At 61.9% G+C, this 26,806-nt stretch carries 20 protein-coding genes; 13 read left to right on the forward strand and 7 right to left on the reverse strand.

From position 1 onward, the window contains the following. The first annotated feature begins 91 nt into the window (after positions 1 to 91). The 6 genes from A7J50_RS13915 (at position 92) to A7J50_RS13940 (ending at position 12,384) form a co-directional block, all read left to right on the forward strand. Positions 92 to 1,843 (forward strand): type I secretion system permease/ATPase, encoded by a 1,752-nt coding sequence (locus A7J50_RS13915; protein ID WP_064452322.1) that lies wholly within the window; start codon positions 92 to 94, stop codon positions 1,841 to 1,843. Further along, positions 1,840 to 3,153, forward strand: coding sequence for an HlyD family type I secretion periplasmic adaptor subunit (locus A7J50_RS13920; RefSeq protein WP_064452323.1), 1,314 nt, complete (start codon positions 1,840 to 1,842; stop codon positions 3,151 to 3,153). The genes A7J50_RS13915 and A7J50_RS13920 overlap by 4 nt, the downstream gene beginning before the upstream one ends. Before the next feature lie 2 nt (positions 3,154 to 3,155). After that, positions 3,156 to 4,490, forward strand: coding sequence for a TolC family outer membrane protein (locus A7J50_RS13925; protein ID WP_064452324.1), 1,335 nt, complete (start codon positions 3,156 to 3,158; stop codon positions 4,488 to 4,490). A gap of 30 nt (positions 4,491 to 4,520) precedes the next feature. Beyond that, positions 4,521 to 7,478: an autotransporter serine protease gene (locus A7J50_RS13930; RefSeq protein WP_064452325.1), complete on the forward strand. Its 2,958-nt coding sequence runs from the start codon at positions 4,521 to 4,523 to the stop codon at positions 7,476 to 7,478. Between the two features lie 175 nt (positions 7,479 to 7,653). Next, the gene (locus tag A7J50_RS13935; protein WP_064452326.1) at positions 7,654 to 10,761 is read left to right on the forward strand and encodes an autotransporter outer membrane beta-barrel domain-containing protein; all 3,108 of its coding nucleotides are present in this window, start codon (positions 7,654 to 7,656) and stop codon (positions 10,759 to 10,761) included. Positions 10,762 to 10,953: 192 nt separating this feature from the next. After that, entirely contained in the window at positions 10,954 to 12,384 is a 1,431-nt protein-coding gene (locus tag A7J50_RS13940; protein WP_064452327.1) for a lipase, read from the forward strand. On the opposite strand, the gene A7J50_RS13945 is transcribed toward A7J50_RS13940, so the two are convergent. Next, positions 12,385 to 12,657 (reverse strand): hypothetical protein, encoded by a 273-nt coding sequence (locus A7J50_RS13945; RefSeq protein ID WP_064452328.1) that lies wholly within the window; start codon positions 12,655 to 12,657, stop codon positions 12,385 to 12,387. A 189-nt stretch (positions 12,658 to 12,846) separates the two neighbouring features. Between A7J50_RS13945 and A7J50_RS31620 the strand changes: the two genes are divergently transcribed. Continuing rightward, positions 12,847 to 13,014 (forward strand): hypothetical protein, encoded by a 168-nt coding sequence (locus A7J50_RS31620; RefSeq protein ID WP_167353697.1) that lies wholly within the window; start codon positions 12,847 to 12,849, stop codon positions 13,012 to 13,014. 59 nt (positions 13,015 to 13,073) lie between these two features. Here A7J50_RS31620 and A7J50_RS13950 read toward each other — a convergent pair whose 3' ends face one another. Continuing rightward, positions 13,074 to 13,298 carry a YgdI/YgdR family lipoprotein gene (locus A7J50_RS13950; protein ID WP_064452329.1) on the reverse strand — a complete coding sequence of 75 codons (225 nt, stop codon included), beginning with the start codon at positions 13,296 to 13,298 and terminating at the stop codon, positions 13,074 to 13,076. 187 nt (positions 13,299 to 13,485) lie between these two features. Between A7J50_RS13950 and A7J50_RS13955 the strand changes: the two genes are divergently transcribed. From A7J50_RS13955 to A7J50_RS13965, 3 genes are all read left to right on the forward strand, one after another. Further along, a complete protein-coding gene (locus tag A7J50_RS13955; RefSeq protein ID WP_064452330.1) occupies positions 13,486 to 15,129 on the forward strand; it encodes a VRR-NUC domain-containing protein in 1,644 nt (547 codons plus the stop codon). Continuing rightward, complete coding sequence (locus A7J50_RS13960) at positions 15,126 to 17,381, forward strand: ATP-dependent DNA helicase (RefSeq protein ID WP_064452331.1); 2,256 nt, start codon at positions 15,126 to 15,128, stop codon at positions 17,379 to 17,381. Before A7J50_RS13955 ends, A7J50_RS13960 begins: the two co-directional genes overlap by 4 nt. 90 nt (positions 17,382 to 17,471) lie before the next feature. Then, a complete protein-coding gene (locus tag A7J50_RS13965) occupies positions 17,472 to 18,404 on the forward strand; it encodes an alpha/beta fold hydrolase (RefSeq protein WP_064452332.1) in 933 nt (310 codons plus the stop codon). Here the strand turns inward: A7J50_RS13965 and A7J50_RS13970 are convergent. Further along, positions 18,367 to 19,833 carry a sensor histidine kinase gene (locus A7J50_RS13970; protein ID WP_064452333.1) on the reverse strand — a complete coding sequence of 489 codons (1,467 nt, stop codon included), beginning with the start codon at positions 19,831 to 19,833 and terminating at the stop codon, positions 18,367 to 18,369. The genes A7J50_RS13965 and A7J50_RS13970 overlap by 38 nt on opposite strands. Next, entirely contained in the window at positions 19,830 to 20,540 is a 711-nt protein-coding gene (locus tag A7J50_RS13975) for a response regulator transcription factor (protein WP_064452334.1), read from the reverse strand. The genes A7J50_RS13970 and A7J50_RS13975 overlap by 4 nt, the downstream gene beginning before the upstream one ends. A gap of 140 nt (positions 20,541 to 20,680) precedes the next feature. On the opposite strand from A7J50_RS13975, the gene msrB reads away from it, so the two are divergent. The 3 genes from msrB to msrA all read left to right on the forward strand — a co-directional run bounded on the left by msrB (position 20,681) and on the right by msrA (position 23,756). Further along, positions 20,681 to 21,181, forward strand: coding sequence for a peptide-methionine (R)-S-oxide reductase MsrB (gene msrB / locus A7J50_RS13980; RefSeq protein ID WP_064452335.1), 501 nt, complete (start codon positions 20,681 to 20,683; stop codon positions 21,179 to 21,181). A 35-nt stretch (positions 21,182 to 21,216) separates the two neighbouring features. Beyond that, positions 21,217 to 22,977 (forward strand): cytochrome c biogenesis protein DipZ, encoded by a 1,761-nt coding sequence (locus A7J50_RS13985; protein ID WP_064452336.1) that lies wholly within the window; start codon positions 21,217 to 21,219, stop codon positions 22,975 to 22,977. Positions 22,978 to 23,060: 83 nt separating this feature from the next. Beyond that, entirely contained in the window at positions 23,061 to 23,756 is a 696-nt protein-coding gene (msrA, locus tag A7J50_RS13990; RefSeq protein WP_064452337.1) for a peptide-methionine (S)-S-oxide reductase MsrA, read from the forward strand. A gap of 118 nt (positions 23,757 to 23,874) precedes the next feature. Here msrA and A7J50_RS13995 read toward each other — a convergent pair whose 3' ends face one another. From A7J50_RS13995 to A7J50_RS14005, 3 genes are all read right to left on the reverse strand, one after another. Further along, positions 23,875 to 24,303: a nuclear transport factor 2 family protein gene (locus A7J50_RS13995; RefSeq protein ID WP_064452338.1), complete on the reverse strand. Its 429-nt coding sequence runs from the start codon at positions 24,301 to 24,303 to the stop codon at positions 23,875 to 23,877. A gap of 108 nt (positions 24,304 to 24,411) precedes the next feature. After that, positions 24,412 to 25,362: an alpha-E domain-containing protein gene (locus tag A7J50_RS14000; RefSeq protein ID WP_053256152.1), complete on the reverse strand. Its 951-nt coding sequence runs from the start codon at positions 25,360 to 25,362 to the stop codon at positions 24,412 to 24,414. Between the two features lie 2 nt (positions 25,363 to 25,364). Further along, positions 25,365 to 26,774 carry a circularly permuted type 2 ATP-grasp protein gene (locus tag A7J50_RS14005; protein ID WP_064452339.1) on the reverse strand — a complete coding sequence of 470 codons (1,410 nt, stop codon included), beginning with the start codon at positions 26,772 to 26,774 and terminating at the stop codon, positions 25,365 to 25,367. Between the last annotated feature and the right edge of the window lie 32 nt (positions 26,775 to 26,806).

The raw sequence follows: 26,806 nt of genomic DNA on the forward strand, positions 1-26,806 counted from the left end.
TAAGCATATAACTCGATTTTTATAGTTGGCCGCCCTTACTAAGGGTTTGGGCAACTATTGCGCGTCATTCGCTCACGGAAGATAAGAAGATATGGCGAAGTCCCATGCGGTTGCGCCCTTATTCAGGGCGTTGGGTGAATACAAGAGTATTTTGATCAGCATCGGCTGCTTCACGGCGTTGATTAACCTGTTGATGCTGGTGCCGTCGATTTACATGCTGCAAGTGTATGACCGTGTGCTGTCCTCCCAGAATGAAACCACCCTGGTGATGTTGACGCTGATGGTCGTGGGCTTCTTTGCCTTTATCGGCACCCTGGAAGTCGTGCGCAGTTTTATCGTGATCCGTATTGGCAGCCAGCTGGAGCGGCGTTTCAACTTGCGCGTGTACAAGGCTGCGTTTGAACGCAACCTGCAGCGGGGCCAGGGGCATGCCGGGCAATCTCTCGGCGATTTGACGGTTATCCGGCAGTTCATCACCGGGCCGGCGCTGTTCGCGTTCTTCGATGCGCCGTGGTTTCCCATCTATCTGTTCGTGATTTTCCTGTTCAACGTGTGGCTCGGCGTGTTGGCCACTGCGGGCGCGGTGCTGCTGATCGCGCTGGCGTGCCTGAATGAATACCTGACCAAAAAGCCGTTGGGCGAGGCGGGTGCGTTCTCCCAGCAGTCCACGCAGTTGGCGACCAGCCATTTGCACAACGCCGAAACGATCCAGGCCATGGGCATGCTCGGCGCGTTGCGCAAACGCTGGTTTGCCGTGCATTCGCAATTTCTCGGCTATCAGAACACGGCCAGCGATACCGGCTCGGTGATCACCTCGCTGAGCAAGTCCCTGCGTCTGTGCCTGCAATCGTTGGTGCTGGGCCTGGGCGCATTTTTGGTGATCAAGGGCGAGATGACCGCCGGGATGATGATCGCCGGCTCCATCCTCATGGGCCGCGTGCTCAGCCCCATCGACCAGTTGATTGCGGTGTGGAAGCAGTGGAGTTCGGCCAAGCTGGCCTACCAGCGGCTTGACGAGTTGCTGCGTGAATTCCCGCCGGAAGTTGAGCAGATGGCGTTGCCGGCCCCCAAGGGCCAGGTCAGTTTCGAGCAAGTCAGCGCAGGCCCGCCGGGGCGGCGCATGGCGACCTTGCATCAAGTCAGCTTCAGCCTCGGCGCGGGCGAAGTGCTGGGCGTGCTCGGCGCGTCGGGTTCGGGCAAATCCACCCTGGCCCGCGTGCTGGTGGGCGTGTGGCCAACCCTGGCCGGCACCGTGCGCCTGGACGGCGCGGATATTCATCGCTGGGACCGCGACGACCTTGGCCCGCATATCGGTTACTTGCCCCAGGACATCGAACTGTTCAGCGGCAGCATCGCCGACAACATCGCACGCTTTCGCGATGCCGACCCGGAACTCGTGGTCAGAGCCGCGCAACAAGCCGGTGTACATGAACTGATCCTGCGCCTGCCCCAAGGCTACGACACCGTGCTGGGCGATAACGGCGGCGGCCTCTCCGGTGGCCAGAAACAACGCGTGGCGCTGGCGCGTGCGCTGTACGGCGGCCCGCGCTTGATCGTGCTGGATGAGCCCAACTCCAACCTCGACACCGTCGGCGAAGCGGCCTTGGCCAGCGCCATCGTGCAGATGAAAGCCCAGGGCAGCAGCGTTGTGCTGGTGACTCACCGTTCCTCGGCGTTGGCCCAGGCCGACAAGTTACTGGTGCTCAACGAAGGGCGCCTGCAGGCGTTCGGGCCGAGCCAGGAAGTGCTGCGCGCCTTGTCGGGCCAGCAGGAAGCACCCCGCGAAAAGGCCGGCGTGAGCCTCAGCCGTCAGTACCAAGCCGGAAGGAATCCAGGCGCATGAGCAGCCTTATTGTTGAACCCCGTTTTGAACAGCGTGACGCCGGTTTCTTTGTCCGTATGGGCTGGTTGCTGACCCTGGTCGGCGCCGGTGGTTTTTTCCTCTGGGCCAGCCTGGCGCCGCTGGACCAGGGCATTCCGGTGCAAGGCACGGTGGTGGTGTCGGGCAAGCGCAAGGCGGTGCAAACCTTCAGCCCCGGCGTGGTCAGCCGGATCCTGGTGAAGGAAGGCGAACTGGTCAAACAGGGCCAGCCGCTGTTTCGCCTCGACCAGACCCAGAACCAGGCCGACGTGCAATCCCTGCAAGCCCAGTACAGCATGGCCTGGGCCAGCGTGGCGCGCTGGCAGAGTGAGCGTGACAACCGTTCCAGCATTGCCTTTCCTGCCGAGTTGAGCGCCAACCCTGATCCAGCGTTGGCGCTCGTTCTGGAAGGCCAGCGCCAACTGTTCAGCAGCCGTCGCGAAGCCTTTGCCCGCGAACAAGCCGGTATCCGCGCGAACATTGACGGCGCCACCTCACAGCTGAGCGGCATGCGTCGCGCCCGCAGCGACCTGACCGCCCAGGCGCAATCGCTGCGTGACCAACTGAGCAACCTGCAACCGTTGGCCGACAACGGCTACATCCCGCGCAACCGGCTAATGGAATACCAGCGCCAACTGTCCCAGGTTCAGCAAGACCTCGCCCAGAACACCGGCGAAAGCGGGCGTGTGGAGCAGGGCATCCTTGAGTCGCGCCTCAAGTTGCAGCAACACAGCGAGGAATATCAAAAGGAAGTACGCAGCCAACTGGCCGATGCGCAACTGCGCAGCCTGACCCTGGAGCAACAGCTCACCTCAGCCGGCTTCAACCTGCAACACAGCGAAATCAATGCGCCGGCCGATGGCATTGCGGTCAACCTCGGCGTGCACACCGAAGGTGCCGTGGTGCGTGCGGGCGAGACCCTGCTGGAAATTGTGCCGCAAGGCACGCGCCTGGAAGTCGAAGGGCACTTGCCGGTGCACCTGGTGGACAAGGTCGGTACGCACTTGCCGGTCGATATTCTCTTCACCGCCTTCAACCAGAGCCGCACGCCGCGGGTACCGGGGGAAGTCAGCCTGATCTCCGCCGACCAGATGCTCGATGAAAAAACCGGCGCGCCGTACTACGTGCTGCGCACCACTGTGAGCGAGGTGGCGCTGGCGAAGCTGCATGGCCTGGTGATCAAGCCGGGCATGCCCGCCGAGATGTTCGTGCGCACCGGCGAGCGCTCGTTGCTCAATTACTTGTTCAAGCCGCTGCTCGATCGCGCCGGCTCCGCGTTGACCGAGGAATGAGCATGAAGCCTGTGTTCCTCGCCTTTCTATTGAGCTGCACCGGTGCCCAAGCCGCCATGGGCCCGTTTGATGTCTACGAGCAGGCCCTGCGCAACGACCCGGTGTTTCTGGGTGCCATCAAGGAGCGCGACGCCGGCCTGGAAAACCGCACCATCGGTCGCGCCGGGCTGCTGCCGAGGCTGTCGTACAACTACAACAAGGGCCGCAACAACTCCAAAGCCACCTTGCCCGACGGGCGCGGCGGTAATTACCACGACAACCGTAACTACGACAGCTATGGCTCGACGTTCAGCCTGCAGCAGCCGCTGTTTGACTACGAAGCCTATGCCAACTACCGCAAGGGCGTGGCCCAGTCGCTGTTTGCCGATGAAAGCTTTCGCGACAAGAGCCAGGCGCTGCTGGTGCGGGTGCTGAGCTATTACACCCAGGCACTGTTTGCCCAGGACCAGATCGATATTGCCCGCGCCAAAAAGAAGGCCTTCGAGCAGCAGTTCCAGCAGAACCAGCACCTGTTCCAACAGGGCGAGGGCACTCGCACCGACATCCTCGAAGCCGAATCCCGTTACGAGCTGGCCACCGCCGAAGAAATCCAGGCGCTGGACGAACAAGACGCGTCGTTACGCGAGCTGGGTGCGTTGATCGGCGTGCAGAGCGTCAACATCAATGACCTGGCGCCACTGAACCAAAGCTTTGCCGCTTTCACGTTGACCCCGGCCAATTACGACACCTGGTATGAACTGGCGATCAGCAATAACCCCACGCTGGCCTCCCAGCGCCAGGCCGTGGAAGTGGCGCGTTATGAAGTGGAGCGCAACCGCGCCGGGCATCTGCCGAAGATCACCGCGTATGCCAGTTCACGCCAGCAGGAATCCGACAGCGGCAACACCTACAACCAGCGCTACGACACCAACACCATCGGCGTCGAAGTGAGCGTGCCGCTGTATGCCGGTGGCGGCATCTCGGCCTCTACCCGTCAGGCCAGTCGCAGCATGGAGCAGGCCGAGTACGAGCTGGAAGGCAAGACCCGCGAAACCCTGATTGAGCTGCGTCGCCAGTTCAGCGCCTGCCTGTCGGGGGTGAGCAAATTGCGCGCCTATCAAAAGGCCCTGACGTCGGCCGAGGCGCTGGTGGTGTCGACCAAGCAAAGCATCCTCGGCGGCGAGCGGGTCAACCTCGACGCGTTGAACGCCGAGCAGCAGTTGTACAGCACCCGTCGCGACCTGGCCCAGGCCCGGTATGACTACCTGATGGCCTGGACCAAATTGCACTACTACGCGGGCAACTTGCGCGACACCGACCTTGCGAAAGTCGATGAGGCCTTCGGCCCTGTGAAATGAGCACATATAAAAACAATAAGGATGGTTTAGATGATCACCGATTCACCGCGTTTCAAACCGTTTACCGCAGGCTCCTTGCTCCTGTTGTCCGTTGCGGCACAGGCGGCCTATATCGAGACCGGCCAACCCGGTAACCCTGCCAGTTGGCGTTCCGCCGAATTCCAGAGCGACTGGGGCCTGGGTCGCATGAAGGCGGATGAAGCCTATGCCACCGGCATCACCGGCAACGGGGTCAAGGTCGGTGCGCTGGACTCAGGCTTCGATCCCAATCACCCCGAGGCTTCCAAAGACCGCTATCACGCCGTCACCGCCACAGGCACCTACGTCGATGGCAGCCCGTTCAGCACCACCGGTGCGCTCAACCCCAATAACGACTCCCACGGCACCCATGTCACCGGCACCATGGGCGCCGCCCGTGATGGCACCGGCATGCACGGCGTGGCCTACAACGCGCAAATCTATGTGGGCAATACCAACGCCAACGACAGCTTCCTGTTTGGCCCGACCCCGGACCCCAAGTATTTCAAGGCGGTGTACAGCGCGTTGGTGGATTCCGGTGTGCGGGCCATCAACAACAGTTGGGGCAGCCAGCCCAAGGACGTCAGCTACCAAACCCTCGGCGACCTGCATGCGGCCTACGCCCAGCATTACAACCAGGGCACGTGGCTGGATGCGGCGGCGGACGTGGCAAAGGCCGGCGTTATCAACGTGTTCAGTGCCGGTAACAGCGGTTACGCGAACGCGAGCGTGCGTTCGGCCTTGCCGTATTTCCAGCCGGAACTGGAAGGCCACTGGTTGGCCGTGTCGGGTTTGGACAAGGCGAATAACCAGAAATACAACAAGTGCGGGATCGCCAAATACTGGTGCATTTCCACACCGGGCGCGCTGATCAACAGCACCGTTCCCGATGGCGGTTATGGGGTGAAATCCGGCACCTCGATGTCGGCGCCCCATGCCACGGGCGCGCTGGCGCTGGTCATGGAACGCTACCCGTACATGACCAATGAGCAAGCGTTGCAGGTGCTGTTGACCACCGCCACGCAGCTCGACGGTTCGCTCACCCAGGCACCCAACACCACTGTGGGCTGGGGCGTGCCAGACCTCGGCCGGGCAATGCACGGGCCGGGGCAATTGCTTGGCCCGATGAATGTCAGCCTGGCCGCCGGGCAGGGTGATGTCTGGAGCAATGCAATCTCCGATCAGGCCTTGCTCCAGCGCCAGGCCGAGGACCGCGCCGAGCACAGCGCCTGGCAGCAAACCCTGGTCGACAAGGGCTGGCAAAATGGTGTGGGCGCGACCGCCAGCCAGCAGGACAAGACCGATTACGCCGTTGGCAACGCCCGCGACCAGGCCGCTGCAAACCGGGTATATGAAGGCAGCCTGATCAAATCCGGTGCCGGCAGCCTGGTACTCAGCGGCGAAAGCACCTACCGTGGCGCGACCACCGTTAATGGGGGGTTGTTGGCCGTGAATGGCGCGTTGACCTCGGCCGTGACCGTCAACACCAGCGGCACACTCGGCGGTTCCGGGCGTATCGGCGCCTTGTCGGTGAACAGCGGTGGCACGGTGGCACCGGGCAATTCCGTGGGCACTTTGCAGGTGGCCGGCGATGTGAACCTGGGCGCGGGCTCCACGTATGCGGTGGAACTGACCCCCACCAGCAGCGACCGCATTGTCGCGGGCGGCAAGGCCGTGCTGGGCGGCGGCACCGTAACCCTGGCGCTGGAAAACAGCCCGACGTTACTCAGCCAGAACCAGGTGCACAGCCTGATTGGCCAGCAATACACCATCCTCCAGGCGGCGGGTGGCATCCAGGGCCAGTTTGGCCAGGTACTGCCCAACTACGTGTTCCTCGGCGGCACACTCGACTACGCCGCCAATGGCGTGCAGTTGGACGTGGGGCGCAACAACGCCACATTCGCCAGCGTCGCCGCCACCCGTAACCAGCGCAACGTTGCGGCCGCCGCCGAGCAACTCGGCGCCGGTAACCCGGTGTATGAGAGCGTGTTGGTGTCGGACTCGGTCGCCACCGCCCGCCAAGGCTTGCAGCAATTGTCCGGTGAAATCTACCCGGCGATTGGCGCGATGCTGATCAACGACAGCCTGCAACTGCGCGACGCCGTCGGCGAGCGCCTGCGCCATGTGCCGGTGAACGGTGAAAGCAACCTGTGGCTCAAGGCGCTCGGCGCCTGGGGCAAGACCGACAGCCGCAGCGAAACGGCTGGCGCCAACACCTCGATCGGCGGCCTGCTGGCCGGTGTCGACGGTGCACTCGACGAGCAGACCCGTGTGGGTGTGGTTGCCGGCTACAGCGACAGCTCGCTGAATATGGGCAGCGGCACGCATTCGTCGGCGTCCATCGACAGTTACCACTTCGGCGCGTATGCCGGGCGTGAATTGGGCGACTGGCGCGTCAGCGTCGGCGGTGCCTACAGCTGGCATCGCGGCGATGTGAAGCGTGAGTTGCAATACGGCGAAGTCAGCGGCAAGCAAAAGACCAAGCTGGACGCGCGCACGGCCCAGCTGTTCACCGAAGCCGCGTACCGCATTCACCTGCAACCGCTGGCGCTGGAACCGTTCGCCAACCTGGCCTACGTGCACCTGGACAGTGACTCTTTCCACGAAAAAGGCGATGCCGCAGCGCTTGAGCGTGGCAGTGATCGGCGCGATGCCGTGCTCAGCACCCTTGGTGTGCGGGCGCTGAAAACCCTGCCTCTGAATGACCATCAGCAGCTTGAACTCTCCGGTTCCCTGGGCTGGCAACACAGCCTCACGGCGGTCGATTCCGAAGAACATTTGGCGTTTGTCGCAGGCGGGCCTTCATTTGCCGTGCGCAGTTCGCCGTTGCTGCGCGATGCCGCATTGGTCGGTGTGCAGGCCAGCCTCGCGCTGAGCCCGACCACACGGGTCAACCTGGATTACAACGGCCAGTTGGGTGGCCGTGAGAAAACCCAGGGCGTGGGGCTGAGCCTGAACTGGCAGTTCTAGAGGGCAGCGCAGGTCAGAAGGTGGGAGCGGGCGTGCTCGCGATAGCGGTGGGGCAGTGATGCAGTTGCTGGCTGATACACCCTCATCGCAGGCAAGCCAGCTCCCACATTCACTCGTCGGCGCTCCAGAGAAAGCGATTTACACACGTGCAATAAGAAAACTAAGGAAGGTCACCGTGAAAAAACACAAGTCAGGGTTAATTACCGCCACTCACACAGGCCCGGGCTATCCGCTCAAGGCCTTGAGCTGCGTGCCATACGGCGCGTTGCTGTGCTGCCTGGCAAGCCTGGGAACCGCCCAGGCCGCACCCTATGTGGAAGCGGGCAAACTGGGCGACGCCGCGAGCTGGCGCAGCAACGAGTTCAAGGCCGATTGGGGCCTGGGCGCCGTGCACGCAGACGCTGCCTACGCCGCCGGCTACACCGGCAAGGGCGTCAAGCTGGGCATCTTCGACCAGCCGGTGTACGCCCAGCACCCGGAATTCGCCAGCCCCGGCAAGGTGGTGACGATTGTCACCGAAGGCATCCGCCAATACACCGACCCCTATATTCCGGTGAAGGCGGGCGATGCGTTCCGTTATGACGGCACGCCGTCCCAGGACTCTAACGGCAAGCTGGGTAACCATGGCACCCACGTCGGCGGCATTGCCGCCGGTAACCGTGACGGAGGGCCGATGCATGGCGTGGCCTTCAATGCGCAAATCATCAGCGCGGAAAACGGCGACCCGGGGCCGGAAGACGGGATCATCCTCGGCAACGACGGCGCGGTGTACAAGGCAGGCTGGGATGGGCTGGTCGCCAGCGGCGCCCGGATCATCAACAACAGCTGGGGCATCGGCATTGGTGACCAGTACGCCAAGGGCGGTCGCGATCCGGCGTACCCGAACTTCACGGTCAATGAAGCGCAGGCGCAGTTCAATAATATCCGGCCGATCCTCGGCACGCTTGCCGGTGGTGCTTATCAAGGCGCAATCGATGCGGCCCGCAGCGGCGTGCTGACCATCTTTGCCGCCGGTAACGACTACAACCGCAACAACCCGGATGCAATGTCGGGCCTGGCGTACTTTGTGCCGGAGATTGCACCGAACTGGCTGTCGGTAGCCGCCTTGCAGCAAAACCCGGATACCACGAGTCCCAATCCGTATGTGATCAGCACCTTCTCGTCGCGCTGCGGGTATGCGGCGAGCTTCTGTGTGTCGGCGCCGGGCACGAAGATTTTCAGCTCGATCATCAACGGCACCACCCTTGCCAACCTCACCACCGACTGGGCCAACAAAAACGGCACCTCTATGGCTGCGCCCCATGTGGCGGGCGCCGCGGCGGTGCTGATGGAGCGCTTCCCGTACATGAGCGGCGAGCAGGTCTCCACCGTGCTCAAAACCACCGCTACCGACCTCGGCGCGCCGGGCATCGACGCGCTGTACGGCTGGGGCATGATCAACCTGGGCAAGGCGGTTAATGGGCCAGGGATGTTTATTACCGCCGAAGATATCCCGGCTGAGTTCCGTATCGACGGGGCGTATGGCAGCGGGCAGTTTGTCGCGGATTTGCCAGGGATCGGCGCCGTGGTGGATGCCGGCAAACCGACCCAACGCCTGTGCACGGACGTGCATTGCGGGTTGGACGTGTGGAGCAACAATATTTCAGGCCATGGCGGCCTGACCAAGCAGGGCATCGGCACCCTGGTGCTGACCGGCGCTAACACCTACAGCGGCCCGACCCTGGTCAATCAAGGTTTGCTGGCGATCAACGGCTCGGTCACTTCCGACGTGACCGTCGGCCAGAGCGGTGTGCTCGGTGGCTCGGGGCGCATCGGTTCGCTGAGCGCAAAAAGCGGCGGCACCGTGGCACCGGGTAATTCCATCGGCACGCTGAATGTGGCGGGTAATGTCACCTTTGACGCAGGGTCGACCTACGCGGTGGAGTTGTCGCCGACCAGCAGTGACCGAATTGTCGCCGGGGGGACCGCCACGCTCAATGGCGGCACCGTGACCCTGGCCCTGGAAAACAGCCCGACGCTGCTGACCAATGCGCAGGCTGGAAGCTTGATCGGTCGCCAGTACAACATCCTGCAAGCCGCAGGCGGCGTAACCGGCAGTTTCGGTGCGGTAGTGCCGAACTACCTGTTTGTCGGTGGCACCTTGAACTACGCCGCCACCGGCGTGCAACTGGACGTGGCGCGTACCAACAGCTTCGCCAGTGTGGCCGTGACGCCAAACCAGCGTGCTGTGGCGGCTGCGGCCGACCAATTGGGCGCGGGCAATGCGGTGTATGAAAGCCTGTTGCTGGCGCCGACTGCAGCCTCGGCGCAAGGTGCGTTCCAACAGCTCTCCGGCGAAATTTACCCGGCGCTGCAAAGTGCGTTGGTGAATGACAGCCGTTACGTGCGTGAAGCAGTGGGCGAACGCCTGCGCAATGGCGAGATGGGCGCCAGCAGCCAGACCCTCGATAGCCGTGGCAACGTGTGGGTCAAGGCGTTGGGCGCGTGGGGCAAGACGGACAGCCGCAGCGACACGGCGGGCTACACCACGTCACTGGGCGGCATGCTCGCTGGTGTAGACGGCGCGCTGGACGAGGCGACCCGTATCGGCCTGGTCGCCGGCTACAGCGACACCTCGTTGAACATGGGCAACGACACCCATTCCCGGGCTTCGGTCGACAGCTACCACTTCGGCGCGTACGCCGGGCATGAGATCGGTGCCTTGCGCCTGAGCGGTGGTGCGACCTACAGCTGGCATCGCGCCGACGTGAAGCGCGACCTGCAATACGGCGACGTCTCCGGCAAGCAAAAAGTCAAAGTGGATGCGAGCAGCACCCAGGTGTTCGGCGAGGCGGCATATCGCGTCAACCTGCAACCTTTGGCCCTGGAGCCGTTCGCCAACCTGGCCTACGTGCACCTGGACACCGACGGTTTCACCGAAAAGGGTGATGCCGCTGCGCTGAAAGGTCGCGACGACAGCCGTGATGTGGTGTTGAGCACCTTGGGCATGCGTGCGTTGAAGACCTTCAATGTCAATGACCACCAGCAACTCGAGGTGTCCGGCACGCTGGGCTGGCAGCACAACCTGAGCAGCACCGATTCCGAACAGCACCTGGCGTTTGCCTCGGGCGGTCCGTCGTTTGCGGTGGAAAGCGCACCGATGGTGCGTGATGCGGCATTGGTGGGCGCGCGGGTCAGCCTGGCGTTGAGCAAGGACGCGCGGGTGAACTTTGATTACAACGGCCTGCTGGCCAGCAAGGAAAAAATCCACGGGGTGGGGTTGAGCCTCGACTGGGCGTTCTAAGGGTTTCACACCCTTGCAGGGTGCCGGGCTTGTGTGGGAGCCGGGCTTGCCCGCGATGCAGGCACCTCGGTAGGTCAGTTGCACCGAGGTGATGCTATCGCAGGCAAGCCAGCTCCCACATAAAGCCTGTTCCCTCAGGGGCAACGGGTGTTTTCGCTTTCTCTACAAATCCAACAACAGAGAGGCACTACCATGGGTATCTTTGACTATAAAAACCTCGGCACCGAGGGTTCCAAAGCGCTGTTCGCCGACGCCATGGCGATCACGTTGTACTCCTACCACAACCTGGATAACGGCTTTGCCGTGGGTTACCAGCACAATGGCCTCGGGCTTGGTTTGCCGGCCACGCTGGTCGGTGCGCTGCTCGGGAGCACGGATTCACAGGGCGTGATCCCAGGTATTCCCTGGAACCCCGATTCGGAAAAAGCCGCGCTGGAGGCGGTGCAAAAAGCCGGTTGGACGCCCATCAGCGCAGGTACCCTCGGCTACGGCGGCAAAGTCGATGCGCGCGGCACGTTCTTTGGCGAAAAAGCCGGCTACACCACGGCGCAGGTCGAGGTGCTGGGCAAGTACGATGACGCCGGCAAACTGCTGGAAATCGGCATCGGCTTTCGTGGCACATCGGGGCCACGGGAAACCTTGATCAGCGACTCGATCGGCGACCTGATCAGCGATCTGCTCGCTGCCCTGGGCCCCAAGGATTACGCAAAAAACTACGCCGGCGAAGCCTTCGGCGGTTTGCTCAAAAACGTCGCCGATTACGCCGGTGCCCATGGCCTGACGGGCAAGGACGTGGTGGTCAGCGGCCACAGCCTGGGCGGCCTGGCGGTCAACAGCATGGCGGATTTGAGCACCAACAAATGGTCGGGCTTCTACAAGGACGCCAACTACGTGGCCTATGCATCACCGACCCAAAGCGCCGGCGACAAGGTGCTCAACATCGGCTATGAAAACGACCCGGTGTTTCGCGCGCTGGACGGCTCCTCCTTCAATCTGTCGTCCCTGGGCGTGCACGACAAGCCCCACGAGTCGACCACCGACAATATCGTCAGCTTCAACGACCACTACGCCTCGACGCTGTGGAATGTGCTGCCGTTTTCCATCGTCAACCTGCCGACCTGGGTCTCGCACCTGCCAACCGCGTATGGCGACGGCATGACGCGCATCCTCGACTCCGGCTTCTATGACCAGATGACCCGTGATTCCACGGTAATCGTTGCCAACTTGTCCGACCCGGCGCGAGCCACTACCTGGGTGCAGGACCTCAACCGCAATGCCGAGCCGCACAAAGGCAATACCTTCATTATCGGCAGCGACGGCAACGACCTGATCCAGGGTGGCAAGGGCGCGGACTTTATCGAAGGCGGCAAAGGCAATGACACGATTCGCGACAACAGTGGGCATAACACCTTTCTGTTCAGCGGCCAGTTCGGCAACGATCGCGTGATTGGCTACCAGGCCACCGACAAGCTGGTGTTCCAGGACGTGCAGGGGAGCACCGACCTGCGTGACCATGCCAAAGTGGTCGGCGCGGACACGGTGCTCACGTTTGGCGCCGACTCGGTGACCCTGGTCGGTGTCGGGCATGGTGGCCTGTGGGCGGACGGCGTCAGCATCGGCTGATCAACGCCAATTATGCCCCCGCCAGCCGCCACCCCAATACGGCCGGTGGGGGTTGCCATAGCCGTAACCGTAGACATGATGCGGATAGTAATAGGGCCGTGGGCCGTAACCCCAGTGGCCGTAATAGACCGGTGGAGGCGGGGCTTGCACCACGATCACCCTTGGCGGCTGACGAATGATGATGGTGTCGGCAAACGCCGGCGCACTGGCCAGGGCCGCCAGCGTCAGCGGAATCAGTAAAAGAGCGCGTACTGTCCGGGACATGAGTGCCATGGCCGTCTTTCTCCGTTCTACCACCCTCGAAAATGAAGGCGGCTTACCGGTTAAACGCCGGCAGGGCGAAAAACCTTCGGTAAATAAATCTTCACGGATCAACGGCGCAGCGCAGCGACGGATTGGGCCGGTCTCAGGCGTTTAATCACTGCCTGCGAGATGTTTCGCGCGTTATGTGAGGAGCTGAGCATGTCCCGATTTCGACTGATGCTGTGCGCTCTGGTACTGCTGGGGCTGGGCGGGTGCGCGGTGTACCCGGCCTATCCGGGCCCATGCTGCTACCGGCCGTACTACCACTCGTACTATTACCATCCCTATTACCACCCGTATTACTACCACCCGTACTACCGGTATTGATCGGTTGGCAGCCCAAACAAAAAGCCCCGCATTGGCGGGGCTTTTTGGTTTTCAGGTGCTTACTTTTCGTTACGCACCGTCGCTACATCATCCGCCTTGACGCGTATGTGCTTGCCGGCGATATCGGTGAATTCATAGAAGCCGTCGGCTGTCTTGGTCTTGGGGGTGTCCTTGGTCAAATACTGCGTGCCGTTTTGCAATGTCACGACGGTTTGCGTGGAGCAACCAGTCAATAGCAGAAAAGTGAGTGCAACCAGTGGAAGACCCAAATTCTTCATGTTCATAACCCTTACCTTTAACCCTGAAAAGTCCCGCGCCATGGGCTGCGGGCCGCAAATGTTACGCCATCAACTGTCCTATCTGATCACTTTTATACAAAAAGTTGCGTGCGCCATTTATCTATTACCGATTGCAACAGCGCGCCACTGGCGGCACTCTGTATGCATAACCAGTATTTGATCAGCGCGCGACATGGCCAATCCCCTCGACGACCCCTTGTATTACCTGCATAACTTCCGCCAAGTGCTGCATTGGTTGGGGCAACGCTATGCCGATTTACTCGACCCGGATGAACAGCATTTCATTCAGCAATTTGACAGGTTGCCGCAAGCGTCCCAAGCCTTGTTGGTGCGCATGGTGATGCGCAAGGGCGTGCACTTTCGGGCGAGCAAACTTAATTATCTGGAGATTGGTTGCACCCGCACGGCCGCGCTGGCACTGGTGGAGCAGGGTTGGGTTGAGGATCAGGGGCAGCTGTGCGTCGAAGAGCTGTTTGCGTTGCTGCAAAAAGGCGAAATCCTCGAGGCCTTCAAGCCGTGGATTGATCAGCCCAAGGGCAGGAAGGCCGATTGGCTGGCGTTGCTGGCGGAGCAGTTCACCGAACAGCGTCGGTTTGCCCAGTGGTGCCCGACGGTCAGCGATGCGCTCTACAGCCTGACCATCATGGATTTGTGCGATCGCCTGCGCCTGATGTTCTTCGGCAATCTGTATCAGGACTGGTCGGAGTTCGTGCTGGCTGACCTGGGCATCTACACCTACGAAAAAGTCGAGTTCTGCGCCGAGTCCCGTGGCCTGCGCAGCCGTGACGATGTCGTCGGTTTTCTGTTCCTGCACCAATGTCAGCAGGCCTTTGAAGCGGGGGAGACGCTGGACGAGGTGCTGCTACGGATCGCTTCGCTTGTCACCGACAACCCCTGGCTGGAAAAACGTCGGGCCAAGCTGTTGTTCCAGGTCGGCCAGTATTGCGAGCGCAGCGCCGAATTGGCGCTGGCGGCGCAGATCTACCGTGATTGCGCCTACCCAGGCGCGCGCTCACGGCTGATTCGCGTGCTGGAGCGTCAGGCGCACTACGCGCAAGCCATGGCTTTGGCGTGCGCTGCGCAACAGGCCCCGGAAAGTGCCGCCGAACAACAACACCTGCTGCGAGTGCTGCCACGCCTGCGCCGCAAACTCGGCGAACCGGCGTTGCCCAAGACCAGGCCACGCGAGGTCACACGCCTGGACCTGGCACTGGTCCCGCAGCCGCTGATGTCAGTGGAGTATTGTGTCCAGGCCCATCTCAGCGAGCCCGATGGGCCGGTGCATTATGTCGAAAATGGCCTGATCAATTCCTTGTTCGGGCTGTTGTGCTGGGAGGCGATTTTTGCGCCGTTGCCAGGTTCGTTCTTCCACCCGTTCCAGCGTGGGCCGGTGGACCTGCACAGTGAAGACTTTCACCAGCGCCGCAGCGTGGTGTTCGCCGCCTGTTTCGACCAACTGGAGGACGGGCGTTATAAGGCCACCATCCGCAAGCGCTACGCGGACAAGTGGGGTATCCAGTCACCGTTCGTGTTCTGGAACCTGCTCAGCGAAGAACTGCTCGAGCAAGCACTCGCGTGTTTGCCGGCCGAACACCTGCGTTACTGGTTTGAACGTCTGCTGCTGGACATCCGCGCCAACCGCACGGGCATGCCGGATCTGATCCAGTTCTGGCCCGCACAAAAGACCTACCGCATGATCGAGGTCAAAGGCCCTGGCGATCGCCTGCAGGACAACCAACTGCGCTGGCTGGAATTCTGTGGTGAATACCAGATGCCGGTTACCGTCTGCTATGTCCGCTGGGCTGAACCGGCTTGAGCTACAGCGTTGCGGTGCGGGCGCTGTGTGAGTTCACGGCCAAGGTCGGCGACCTCGACCTGCGCTTCACGCCGTCGCCCAGCGCCCAGGAAGGTATCGTCGGCCATCGCACGGTCGCCTCGCGACGCAGCGCGCACTATCAAAATGAAGTGGCTCTGGAAGGCGACTACCAGCAGCTCAAGGTGCGGGGCAGGGCGGACGGTTACGACCCGGACAGCAACCGCCTTGAAGAGGTGAAAACCTATCGCGGCGATCTCGACGCCCAGCCCGCCAACCATCGGCAACTGCATTGGGCCCAGGTCAAAGTGTACGGCTGGTTGATGTGCCAGAAACTCGGCCTGCATGAAATCGACCTGGCGCTGGTGTACTTCGACATCGTCGGTGAGGGTGAAACCCTGCTCAACCAGCGTTTTCAGGCGGCCGAGCTTGAGCGGTTCTTCAACCAGCAATGTGCGCTGTTCCTGGGCTGGGCGCGCGAGGAAATGCAGCACCGCGACGCGCGCAACAGTGCTGCACAACGCCTGGCCTTCCCCCATGCCGAGTTTCGTCCCGGCCAGCGCTCGCTGGCCGAGTCCGTCTACAAGGCGGTCAGCACCGGCCGTTGCCTGATGGCCCAGGCGCCCACCGGCATCGGCAAGACCGTCGGCACGCTCTTCCCGATGCTCAAGGCCCTGGCGCCGCAGCAATTGGACAAGGTGTTCTTCCTCACCGCCAAGACCCCGGGCCGCAAGCTGGCACTGGATGCCGCCCAAGTGCTGTTCGACAGTCACCCCGATCTGCCGCTGCGCGTACTTGAACTGGTGGCGCGGGACAAGGCGTGCGAACACCTGGACAAAGCCTGTCACGGTGATTCCTGCCCCTTGGCCAAGGGCTTTTACGATCGCCTGCCGGCCGCGCGCACGGCAGCCTCGAAGGTGCGTCTGTTGGACCAGCGCAACCTGCGCGACGTCGCCCTGGCCCATGATGTGTGCCCGTATTACCTCAGCCAGGAAATGGCGCGCTGGACTGACCTGGTGGTCGCCGACTACAACTACTATTTCGACTTTGGCGCCATGCTGTTCGGCCTGGCCCAGTTGAACCAATGGCGCGCCGCTGTGCTGGTGGACGAAGCCCACAACCTGGTGGAGCGCGCTCGCTCGATGTACAGCGCGAGCCTCGACCAGTACAGCCTCAAAACCTTGCGCGACGCTGCGCCCGAGCCGCTGAAGAAACCCTTGCAGCGCCTGAACCGCGAATGGAACGCCTTGCACAAGGACCAACTTGCGCCGTACCAGGCCTATGCCACCAAGCCGGACAAACTGCTGCAGGCCCTGAGCCTGTGCACCAGCGCCATGGGCGACCACTTCAACGACCACCCCGAAACCCTCACTGGCGACCTGCAAGCGTTCTATTTCGAGGCGCTGCAATTTGCCAAAGTGGCCGAGCTGTTCAACGAGCAGTTCATTTTCGATATCAGCAAGCGTCAGTTCGGCGGCAAGCGCAGTGTTTCAACGTTGTGCCTGCGTAACGTGGTGCCTGCCGAATTCATCCGCCCCAGGCTGACGGCGGCCCGCAGCAGCGTGCTGTTTTCCGCGACGCTGAGCCCGCGTCACTATTACGCCGACTTGCTTGGCCTGCCGGCGGATACCGCCTGGATTGACGTGGAGTCGCCGTTCAAGGCCGAGCAATTGCAGGTGCGCATCGTCGATGAGATCTCTACGCGTTTTGTGCATCGCCAAGCGTCACTGGAGCCCATCGTCGCGTTGATTGCACGGCAGTTTGCGACGCAACCGGGTAACTACCTGGCGTTTTTCAGCAGCTTCGATTACTTGCAACAAGTGGCGCAGCTGATGGCCGAACGGCACCCCCAGGTCGCGCTGTGGTTGCAATCACGCGGTATGGCCGAGGCCGAGCGGCAAGCATTTCTTGAGCAGTTCACCCATCACAGCCAGGGCATCGGCTTTGCCGTGCTGGGCGGCGCGTTTGGCGAGGGTATTGATTTGCCTGGGGCGCGCTTGATCGGGGCGTTTGTTGCCACCCTGGGCTTGCCGCAACTGAACCCGATCAACGAGCAAATGAAAGCACGCATGGGCGCGATCTTCGGGGCCGGCTACGACTACACCTATCTGTACCCCGGCATCCAGAAAGTGGTGCAGGCCGCGGGCCGAGTGATCCGCAGTCAACAAGACCGGGGGGTGGTGATGTTGATTGATGACCGCTTTGGCGAGGCGCGGGTGCGGCAGTTGTTGCCGCGCTGGTGGACAGTCGATTAAGTGCGTTTGGCTTATTCCCGCCATCAATGATACTGGCATGCACGGCGCCGATTCTGCACCCTGATCAAAACACGCAGAAAGGTCACGCCCATGCGCCTGCAAACACTGTCCGTCAACGGTATTCACCTGTGCGTGCACATCGATGGCCCCGAAAATGGCCGGCCAATTTGGCTGCTGCACGGGTTTCCTGAATGTTGGCACTCCTGGCGCGAACAGATTCCTGCGTTGACCGCCGCCGGGTACCGGGTGTTTGCCCCTGAACTGCGTGGCTACGGCGAATCGAGTTCGCCCGCAGAGATTGCCGACTACCAATTGCTGACCCTGTGCGCCGACATCCAGCAGGCCATGGATCATTTCGGTCACCGTGAGGTGGCGATGGCAGGGCACGATTGGGGCGCGGTGGTCGCCTGGCACCTGGCGCTGCTGGAGCCTGAGCGCATCACTCGGCTGATCACAATGTCCGTGCCTTTTGCCGGGCGCGCCCGCCGCCCGGTGATTGAAATCATGCGCGAGCTGTACGCCGACCGTTTCAACTACATCCTGTATTTCCAGGAGCCTGGCGTAGCCGAACAGGAACTGAACGCCGACATCGAACGCACGCTGCGGCTGTTCATGCAGGATGAGGACGTGTTCCTGCAGCAGAAATCGGCGAATGCCAGCCTGTTCGCAGGTGTCTCAACCCCCAGCACATTGCCGCACTGGTGTTCCCGGGAGGATTTGGATATCTACCTGCAGGCGTTCACCGAACACGGCTTTCGCGGCCCGCTGAACTGGTACCGCAACTTCGAACGCAACTGGCAGCGCACCGAGTTCCTGGCGGGCCGGCAGGTGCTGCAACCGACCTTGTTCCTGATTGGCGACCGTGACCCGGTCGGGGTGTTCGAAGCCCACACCCTCAAGCGCATGCCCGACTCAGTGCCCGACCTTGAGCAGCATGTGTTGGCCAACTGCGGTCACTGGATCCAGAACGAGCAGGGGCAGCGGGTCAACGCGCTGATGCTCGCGTTTCTAGGCAGAACGTAAAGGTCGCGCCATGCCCGGGGCGGTCCACCAAGCGGATGCTGCGTCCGTGCAGTTGCAGGATGCGGTGCACGATGCGCAGGCCCAGGCCGCCATCGCGGCGCGCGCCGCCGATGGTGAAGGCCCGCAGGAACAAGCCTTCACGCAACTCAGGGTCGATTCCCGGGCCGCTGTCGCTGACGGTGACGCCCATGCCATCCGCTTCGGGTGACAAGATCACCTCGACCTCACCATTCACCGGCGTGTGCCGCAGGGCGTTGTCGAGCAGATTGGTCAGCACCCGTTCGATCAAGCCCAGGTCGGCCAACACCGTCGGCACCTGTGGCGGCAAGGTGGCGGTGAGCGTGATGGACCGGGCCTCGGCGGTCAGTTCGAATTTCTGGAAGATGTCTTGCACCAGATCCGGCAAGGAAAAGCCTTCGATTACCGGCTGCACGAAACCATGTTCCAGGCGCACCAGTTCCAGCAGCGACTGGGCCAGGCCGCCGACCTTGCGGCTTTGGTCCAGGGCGATGCCGAGGTAGCGGCGGCGCTCTTCGGGGCTGAGGCTGGCGTCCTTGAGGGACAGGGTTTCCAGGTAGCCATGCAGCGAGGCCAAGGGCGTGCGCAGGTCGTGGGAAATATTCGCGACCATTTCCCGACGTTCCTGGTCTTGATGGGTGATGGCACGCCATTGCTCGCCCAGGCGGTTTTCCATTTGCACGAAAGCGTGGTCGAGCACCGCGATTTCATCGCCGCTATTGAGCTCGCGAGGAGGCGCTTGCGCAGGTTTCGGTGCGCCGTTGATATCGAATTGGCCAACCTTGTCGGTCAGTTGGCGCAAGGGCCGGGTGATCCAGGCAAATGCGATCAGGCCGGCCATCAAGCACAGCAGCGCCACCAGGCCGATGGACCAGAGGGCGATCTTCAGCGCCATGCCGGTTGCGTCCTTGGCGTCATACACATCGTGGGCTTCGCCCAGCAGCACCACGTACAGGAAACCCGTTTGTTGGCCGTTGGCCTTGAGCGGTGCGGCGCTGAACACCTTGCGCCCGTCAACGCTGCGCGGGTCATCGCCGAGGATCGGCAGCATGGCGCCGCTGAGAAAGCGTCGAACCGGCGCGAGGTCTACATGGTCACGCAGCAAATGCCCGCTGGGTGCAGCATTGCCCACGACGCGGCCGTCGATATCGAGCAAGTACACCTCGACACTCGGGTTGACCAGCATCAACTGGCTGAACAGCATGCGCACGGCATCGGGTTTGAGGCCGTCGGCGTCCATCAGTTGTGTATCACGGGCGATGTGCGCCGCGAGGTCGCGGGACAAGCCTTGCACCACTTCCAGTTCGTGCATGCGGTTGGAACGTACCTGCAACCAGGCCGAGGTACCGCTGCAAATCACCAGCAGCACCGCGAACACGACTGACAGGCGTTGAGTCAGGGTCAGCTTCATGGGTTGCTCTCGGCAAATTTGTAGCCCCGGCCCCATACCGTAAGGATAAGTGACGGGTTGGCCGGGTCGGTCTCGACTTTGGCGCGCAGGCGGTTGATATGCGTGTTCACCGTGTGCTCGTAGCCTTCGTGGCTGTAGCCCCAGACGGCGTTGAGCAGGTCCATGCGGGAGAAGACCTTGCCTGGCTGGCGGGCGAAGAAATACAGCAGGTCGAATTCGCGCGGCGTAAGGTCCAGGCGTTGGCCCTGCAAGGTGGCATCGCGGGTCAGCGGATTGATGAAAAGCGGGCCGAGCTCAAGGCTGCCGGCGTCCATCTTCAAGTTACGCGCCATGGCGTCGACCCGGCGCAACAGCGCTTTGACCCGCGCCACCAGCTCCGGCATGGAAAACGGCTTTGCCAGATAGTCGTCCGCGCCCAGCTCCAGGCCAAGGATGCGGTGCAACTCACTGGAGCGCGCGCTGGTGATGATGATCGGTGTGTAGCGCGTCATGGCGCGGGCGCGGCGGCAGATTTCCAGGCCGTCCACGCCGGGCAGCATCAGGTCAAGGATCAGCGCATCCCAGCCGCCTTGTTCCAGCAGGCGCAGGCCTTCGTTACCGTCGGCGCTGTGCACCACCTCAAATTGCTCATCGCGCAGGTGCAGGCAGATCAAGTCGGCAATATGGGCATCGTCCTCGACGACGAGGACTCGTTTGGGCTGATCCATGTAAAGAAACCTTCGCTTGTAGTTCGCGCATTGTGCGGGTTTTGCAACAGTGTAGTTATCACGAATTGTTTAACTCTGCGTGAGGATTTCGCGACCGGCCAGGGTTCAAGATGGCCTCATTGCTTAACGAGGAGAACGCCATGTACTCACGTCGACAAATACTGCTGGCCGGTGGTGGCCTGGGTGTCGCCGTCCTGGCCGGCGGCTTGCTGAAACAGCTGAATATGGTCGCTGAGGTGGAGGCCGCCGAGACGTTCGAAGTCAACCATACCGAGGCCGAATGGCGCAGCCTGCTGAGTGCCGAGCAATTCGCCGTGCTGCGCGAGGAGGGCACCGAGCGCCCCTACACCAGCCCCCTTAATGATGAACACCGCACGGGCACCTTTGCCTGCGCCGGTTGTGCGTTGCCGTTGTTCGCCTCGAGTACCAAGTTCGACAGCCACACCGGCTGGCCAAGCTTCTGGCAGCCACTGGACAACGCTGTCGCCAGCCACACCGATACGTCCTACGGCGTGGTGCGCAAGGAAATTCACTGCCGCCGGTGTGGCGGTCACCAAGGGCATGTGTTCGATGACGGCCCGGCACCTACTGGTCTGCGCTATTGCATGAATGGCGTGGCCATGACGTTCACGGCGGCTTAAGCCGATGTCTCTGCATATTTATAAGGGAAGATCCCATGTGGCTTCTGGTTCTCGCGTACCTAGGCGGCGTGCTGACAATTGTCAGCCCGTGCATCCTGCCTGTTCTGCCTTTTGTCTTCGCTCGCACCGGGCAGCCGTTTATGCGCAGTGGCTTGCCGCTGTTGGCGGGGATGGCGGTGACGTTCGCCCTGGTGGCCTCACTGGCGGCGGTGGGCGGCGGTTGGGTGGTGCAAGTCAATCAGTACGGGCGCTGGCTCGCGTTGCTGTGCGTTGCCCTGTTCGGACTCACGCTGCTGCTGCCGCAACTGTCGGAACGCTTGACGCGTCCTTTAGTGGCCGCCGGCAGTCGCCTGTCGCAAGCCGCTGGAACGGACGCAAAGCCGCGTGCGGGCGCTTCGTTTCTGATCGGCGTGGCCACCGGTTTGCTGTGGGCACCGTGCGCGGGGCCAATCCTGGGGCTGGTGCTCACCGGCGCGGCGCTGCAGGGCGCCAGCATCGGCACGACCTTGCTGTTGCTGGCCTACGCCGCCGGTGCCGCTACGTCCCTGGCGTTGGCGTTGCTGGTCGGCGGTAAAGTCTTTGGCGTTATGAAGCGCTCGCTCGGTGCCGGTGAATGGCTGCGCCGTGGCCTCGGCGCACTGATGCTGGTCGGTGTGGCCGCCATCGCCCTGGGCCTGGACACCGGTGTGCTGTCGCGCTTGTCGACTGCATCCACGGGCGGCCTGGAACAAAGCCTGGTGGACAAATTGAGTGCCAAACCCGAACAGAAGGGCGGCGCGATGATGGCCGGTGGCGCGATGATGATGGCGGCCAATCACAGCGACGCGCTGCCGATCGAAGGCACGCTGCCGCCGCTGGATGGTGCGGTGCAATGGTTGAACAGCCCGCCGCTCAGCGCCGAAGCGCTCAAGGGCAAAGTCGTGCTGGTGGATTTCTGGACTTACTCCTGCATCAATTGCCTGCGCACCTTGCCGTATGTGAAAGCCTGGGCCGAGAAGTACCACGACCAGGGCCTGGTGGTGATTGGCGTACACGCCCCGGAATTTGCCTTTGAACGCGACGTGAACAACGTCACCAAGGCCATGAAGGACTTGGGCATCACGTACCCGGTCGCGATCGACAATAACTACAAGATCTGGCGCGCGTTCAATAACCAGTACTGGCCGGCGCATTACTTTGCTGATGCCAAGGGCCAGATTCGCTATCACCATTTTGGCGAGGGTGATTACGCTGAGTCGGAGCGGGTGATCCAGCAATTGCTGCGTGAAGCCGGGGCGAAAGATGTCGCAGGTGGTTTGATCGAGGCGGATGCCAAGGGCGTTGAGCAAGCGCCGGACGTGAATGAAGTGCAGTCGCCGGAAACCTACCTGGGCTTCCAGCGTGCCGAAAACTTCGTGACCACTGGCACTCTAGGCACTGACAGCGTGGTGAATTACCCGGCCGCCGGCACGCTGGCCCTGAACAACTGGACCCTGGAAGGCCACTGGAACGTTGGCGGCCAGCAAGCCACCCTCGACCAGGCTGGCGGGCGCATCGTCTATCGCTTCCATGCCCGCGACCTGCACCTGGTGCTGGGCCCGGCGGCTGACGGCAAACCGGTGCGATTCAAGGTGACGATTGATGGCCAGGCCCCGGGCGATGCCCACGGCACGGATGTGGCGCCCGATGGCAGCGGCACGGTGACCGAGCAACGCCTGTACCAACTGGTTCGTCAGCGCGGCGCCGTGCAGGACCGTACCTTCACCATCGATTTTCTCGACCCGCATGTGGCCGCCTATGCCTTCACTTTCGGCTAACCCATTCATTAACTGTTAACTCGGTTGAATGTGGGCGCTGGCAAGCCAGCGCCCACATTCAACCGAGTACTGGAGTACGTTGTATGAAACTGCTCAAATTTTTACCCGCACTCGCTTTCGCTGCTTTCGTCGGCCAAAGCTCGGCATTCTCTTTTGGCGCCTCTGAAGACGCCGTAATAATCGCACCACCTGCCCTCGACCTTCCCGCCGAGCCCGGCAACCTGCAAACGGCCGTGTTCGCCGGGGGCTGCTTCTGGGGCGTGCAAGGTGTGTTCCAGCACGTGCAGGGTGTGAAAAACGCCGTGTCCGGCTACGACGGCGGCGCGGCCAACACCGCCCAGTACGAGTCGGTCAGCGGAGGCGATACCGGCCACGCCGAGTCGGTGTCGGTGACCTACGACCCAAGCAAGGTCAGCTACGGCAAGCTGCTGCAAATCTACTTTTCAGTGGCCCACAACCCCACAGAACTGAACCGCCAAGGCCCCGACAGCGGCACTCAATACCGCTCGGAAATCTTTGCGCAGAATGCCGAGCAGCAAAAAGTCGCCCAGGCCTATATCGCCCAGCTGGAAGCGGCCAAAGCCTTCAACAAGCCGATCGTGACCAAGGTAGAGATGGGCAAGGCGTTTTACCCGGCGGAGTCCTATCACCAGGACTTCCTCACCGAGAACCCGTCTTACCCGTACATCGTGATCAATGATTTGCCGAAAGTGGCGCAGCTGAAAAAGCTGTTCCCGGACCAATACAGAGCAGAACCGGTGCTGGTCAAAAACCAGTAGTCACCGCAAACCAAAATGTGTGGGCTTGCTCGCGAAAGCGGTGGGTCAGTTACTAATACTGTGCCTGACACGCCGCCTTCGCGAGCAAGTCCGCTCCCACACTAGCCTCCACGACGGCTCAGGATTTGGCTTTTGCCAGGTATGGCGCCAACCGCCGCCCCATCTCTTCACCCAGCGCCTGCAAGCCACTCAATGGCCGCACCATCACTTCAAACTCAACAATCTGCCCCTGCTCGTTAAAGCGGATCAAATCAATGCCCTTGAGCTGCTTGTCACCCACCCGCGCACTGAACTCCAGCACCACACTCAGGCCGTCACCGGTGGCCAGTTCGCGATGATAGGCAAAGTCTTCAAACACCTTGAACACGGTGTTGAGGATCATCGACACCACGGGCGCGCCAGGGTAGGGCGTGTGGGCCATGGGCGAGCGAAAGACGGCGTCGGGCGCCAGCAATTCGGGAAGGGGCTTGAGGTCGTGAGCAGCCAGCATGGCATGCCAGCGTTGCAGGCTGTGGGCGGCGGCGGGGTGCAGTTTCAGTTCGGACATGCTGTGTACCTGTTCTTATGGTGGAAAGGCATTTCACCTCGCCAACATAAGAGCGGTAACAAAGCAGGGTCAATCACCCGAATTGACAGTTAAGTGACTGCAATGAACTCACACCACTTCCAGGTAGGAGCTATGAATCGCCCGGGCCAGCTCGCGTACGGTGTCGATGAAGTCGGTGAGCCGACTGTGCAGGCCGTCCTCCAGAATCTCATCGATCCCCGTGTACCGCAGGCGCGCTTCAAACTCGGCCGCCAGGCGCTGCGCCGTGCGCCCATAACTGCCGGGCAAGTCCGCCAGGATGTGGCTCAACTCCTCGATGCAGGCGTGCAACGAACGCGGCACATCGCTGCGCAACAGCAATAACTCGGACACCGAGCGCGCGTTCAACGCGTTCGGGTACAGTTCGGTATACGCCTCGAATGACGACAAGGCCCGCAGCAGGGCGCTCCATTGGTAATACCCGCGTGCCGACAGGTCGCTGACTTCTTCCGACTCCTCACCAAACATCTCGTAGCGCGCATCCAGCAGGCGCAGGGTGTTATCCGCACGCTCGACAAACGTGCCCAGGCGAATAAATCGATAAGCGTCGTTGCGCATGATGGTGCCCGAGGTCGCCCCCCGGAACAGGTGCGAACGCTGCTTGACCCAGTCACAGAAGTGGCTGATGCCATGCCGGGCCAGGCCACCGGCGGCGATGCTGCGCATTTCCAGCCAGGTGGCGTTGAGGTTTTCCCACATGTCGGCGGTGATCCGCCCGCGCACTGCGTGGGCATTGCCCCGCGCGGCACGCAGGCAGTTATAGATGCTGGCGGGGTTTTCTTCGTCGAGGGCGAAGAAGTGCAGCATCCGCATCGCATCCAGTTGTTTGTGACGCTCAAGGTAGCTGTCCAGGGTGCCGCTGCTGAGCAACGACATGGCCAGCTCATCCAGCCCATCGCTACGCCCGGCCTGGGGCATCAATGACAGCGAATAACTGACTTCGAGCATGCGCGCCAGGTTTTCTGCGCGCTCCAGGTAACGGGACATCCAGTACAGATCTGCGGCGGTTCTACTCAACATACTCAGCCCTCCACCACCCAGGTGTCCTTGGTTCCGCCGCCTTGCGACGAGTTGACGATCAACGAACCTTCCTTCAACGCCACGCGCGTGAGGCCGCCGGGCACCAGGCGGGTCTCCTTGCCCGAGAGCACAAATGGGCGCAGGTCGATATGCCGTGGCGCGATGCCGTTTTCGACAAAGGTGGGGCAGGTGGACAGGCTCAGGGTCGGTTGGGCGATGTACGCGTGGGGGCGAGCCCTGATGCGCTGGCGGAAGTCCTCGATCTCGGCCGCAGTGGACGCCGGGCCGACCAGCATGCCGTAGCCGCCGGAGCCCTGGGTTTCCTTCACCACCAGTTCGGGCAAATGGGCCAGCACATGGGACAGCTCATCGGGTTTGCGGCACTGGAAGGTCGGCACGTTTTGCAGGATGGGTTCTTCATCCAGATAGAAACGGATCATTTCCGGCACATAGGGGTAGATGGACTTGTCATCGGCCACGCCGGTGCCAATTGCATTGGCCAGCACCACATTGCCCGCGCAGTACGCCGCCACCAGGCCAGGCACGCCAAGCATGGAGTCGGGGTTGAATGCCTGCGGATCCAGGAACGCGTCATCGATGCGGCGGTAGATCACGTCCACCGCCTTGGGGCCGTCGGTGGTGCGCATGAACACCTTGAGGTCGTGCACGAACAGGTCGGCGCCTTCCACCAGTTCCACCCCCATTTCCCGGGCGAGGAACGCGTGTTCGAAGAACGCGCTGTTGAAGCGCCCGGGGGTCAGGACCACCACGTTGGGGTTGTCCAGGCGGCTGGCGCTTTTCAGGGTTTTGAGCAGCAGGTTGGGGTAGTGGTCCACCGGCGCGATGCGTTGTTTGGCGAACACTTCGGGGAACAGGCGCATCATCATCTTGCGGTCTTCGAGCATGTAGCTCACGCCGCTGGGGGTGCGCAGGTTGTCTTCGAGCACGTAATAGGTGCCGTCGCCATCGCGTACCAGGTCCACACCGGAGATATGCGAGTAGATGTCGCGGTGCAGGTCCAGGCCAACCATTGCCTTCTGATAACCCTCGTTGCCCAGCACCTGATCCGCCGGAATGATCCCGGCCTTGATGATGCGCTGGTCGTGGTAGATGTCGGCAAGGAACATGTTCAGCGCATTGACCCGCTGGATACAGCCGCGCTCGATCACGCTCCATTCGCTGGCAGGAATGCTGCGGGGGATGATGTCGAAGGGGATCAGGCGCTCGGTGTCTTGCTCGTCGCCGTAAAGGGTGAAGGTGATACCGGCCCGGTGGAACAGCAAATCCGCTTCGCGGCGCCTTTGGGCCAGCAGTTCCGGCGGCGTGTTGGCCAGCCAGCGGGAGAATTCCTGATAGTGCGCACGGCAAGCGCCTTGTGCGTCATTCATTTCATCAAAGAAAGATCGAGCCATTCCAGTACCTTGTCAGTGCCGAGGATTGCGCG

Origin of the sequence: Pseudomonas antarctica (assembly GCF_001647715.1) — a bacterium.
In the GTDB taxonomy this organism is placed as follows: domain Bacteria; phylum Pseudomonadota; class Gammaproteobacteria; order Pseudomonadales; family Pseudomonadaceae; genus Aquipseudomonas; species Aquipseudomonas antarctica_A.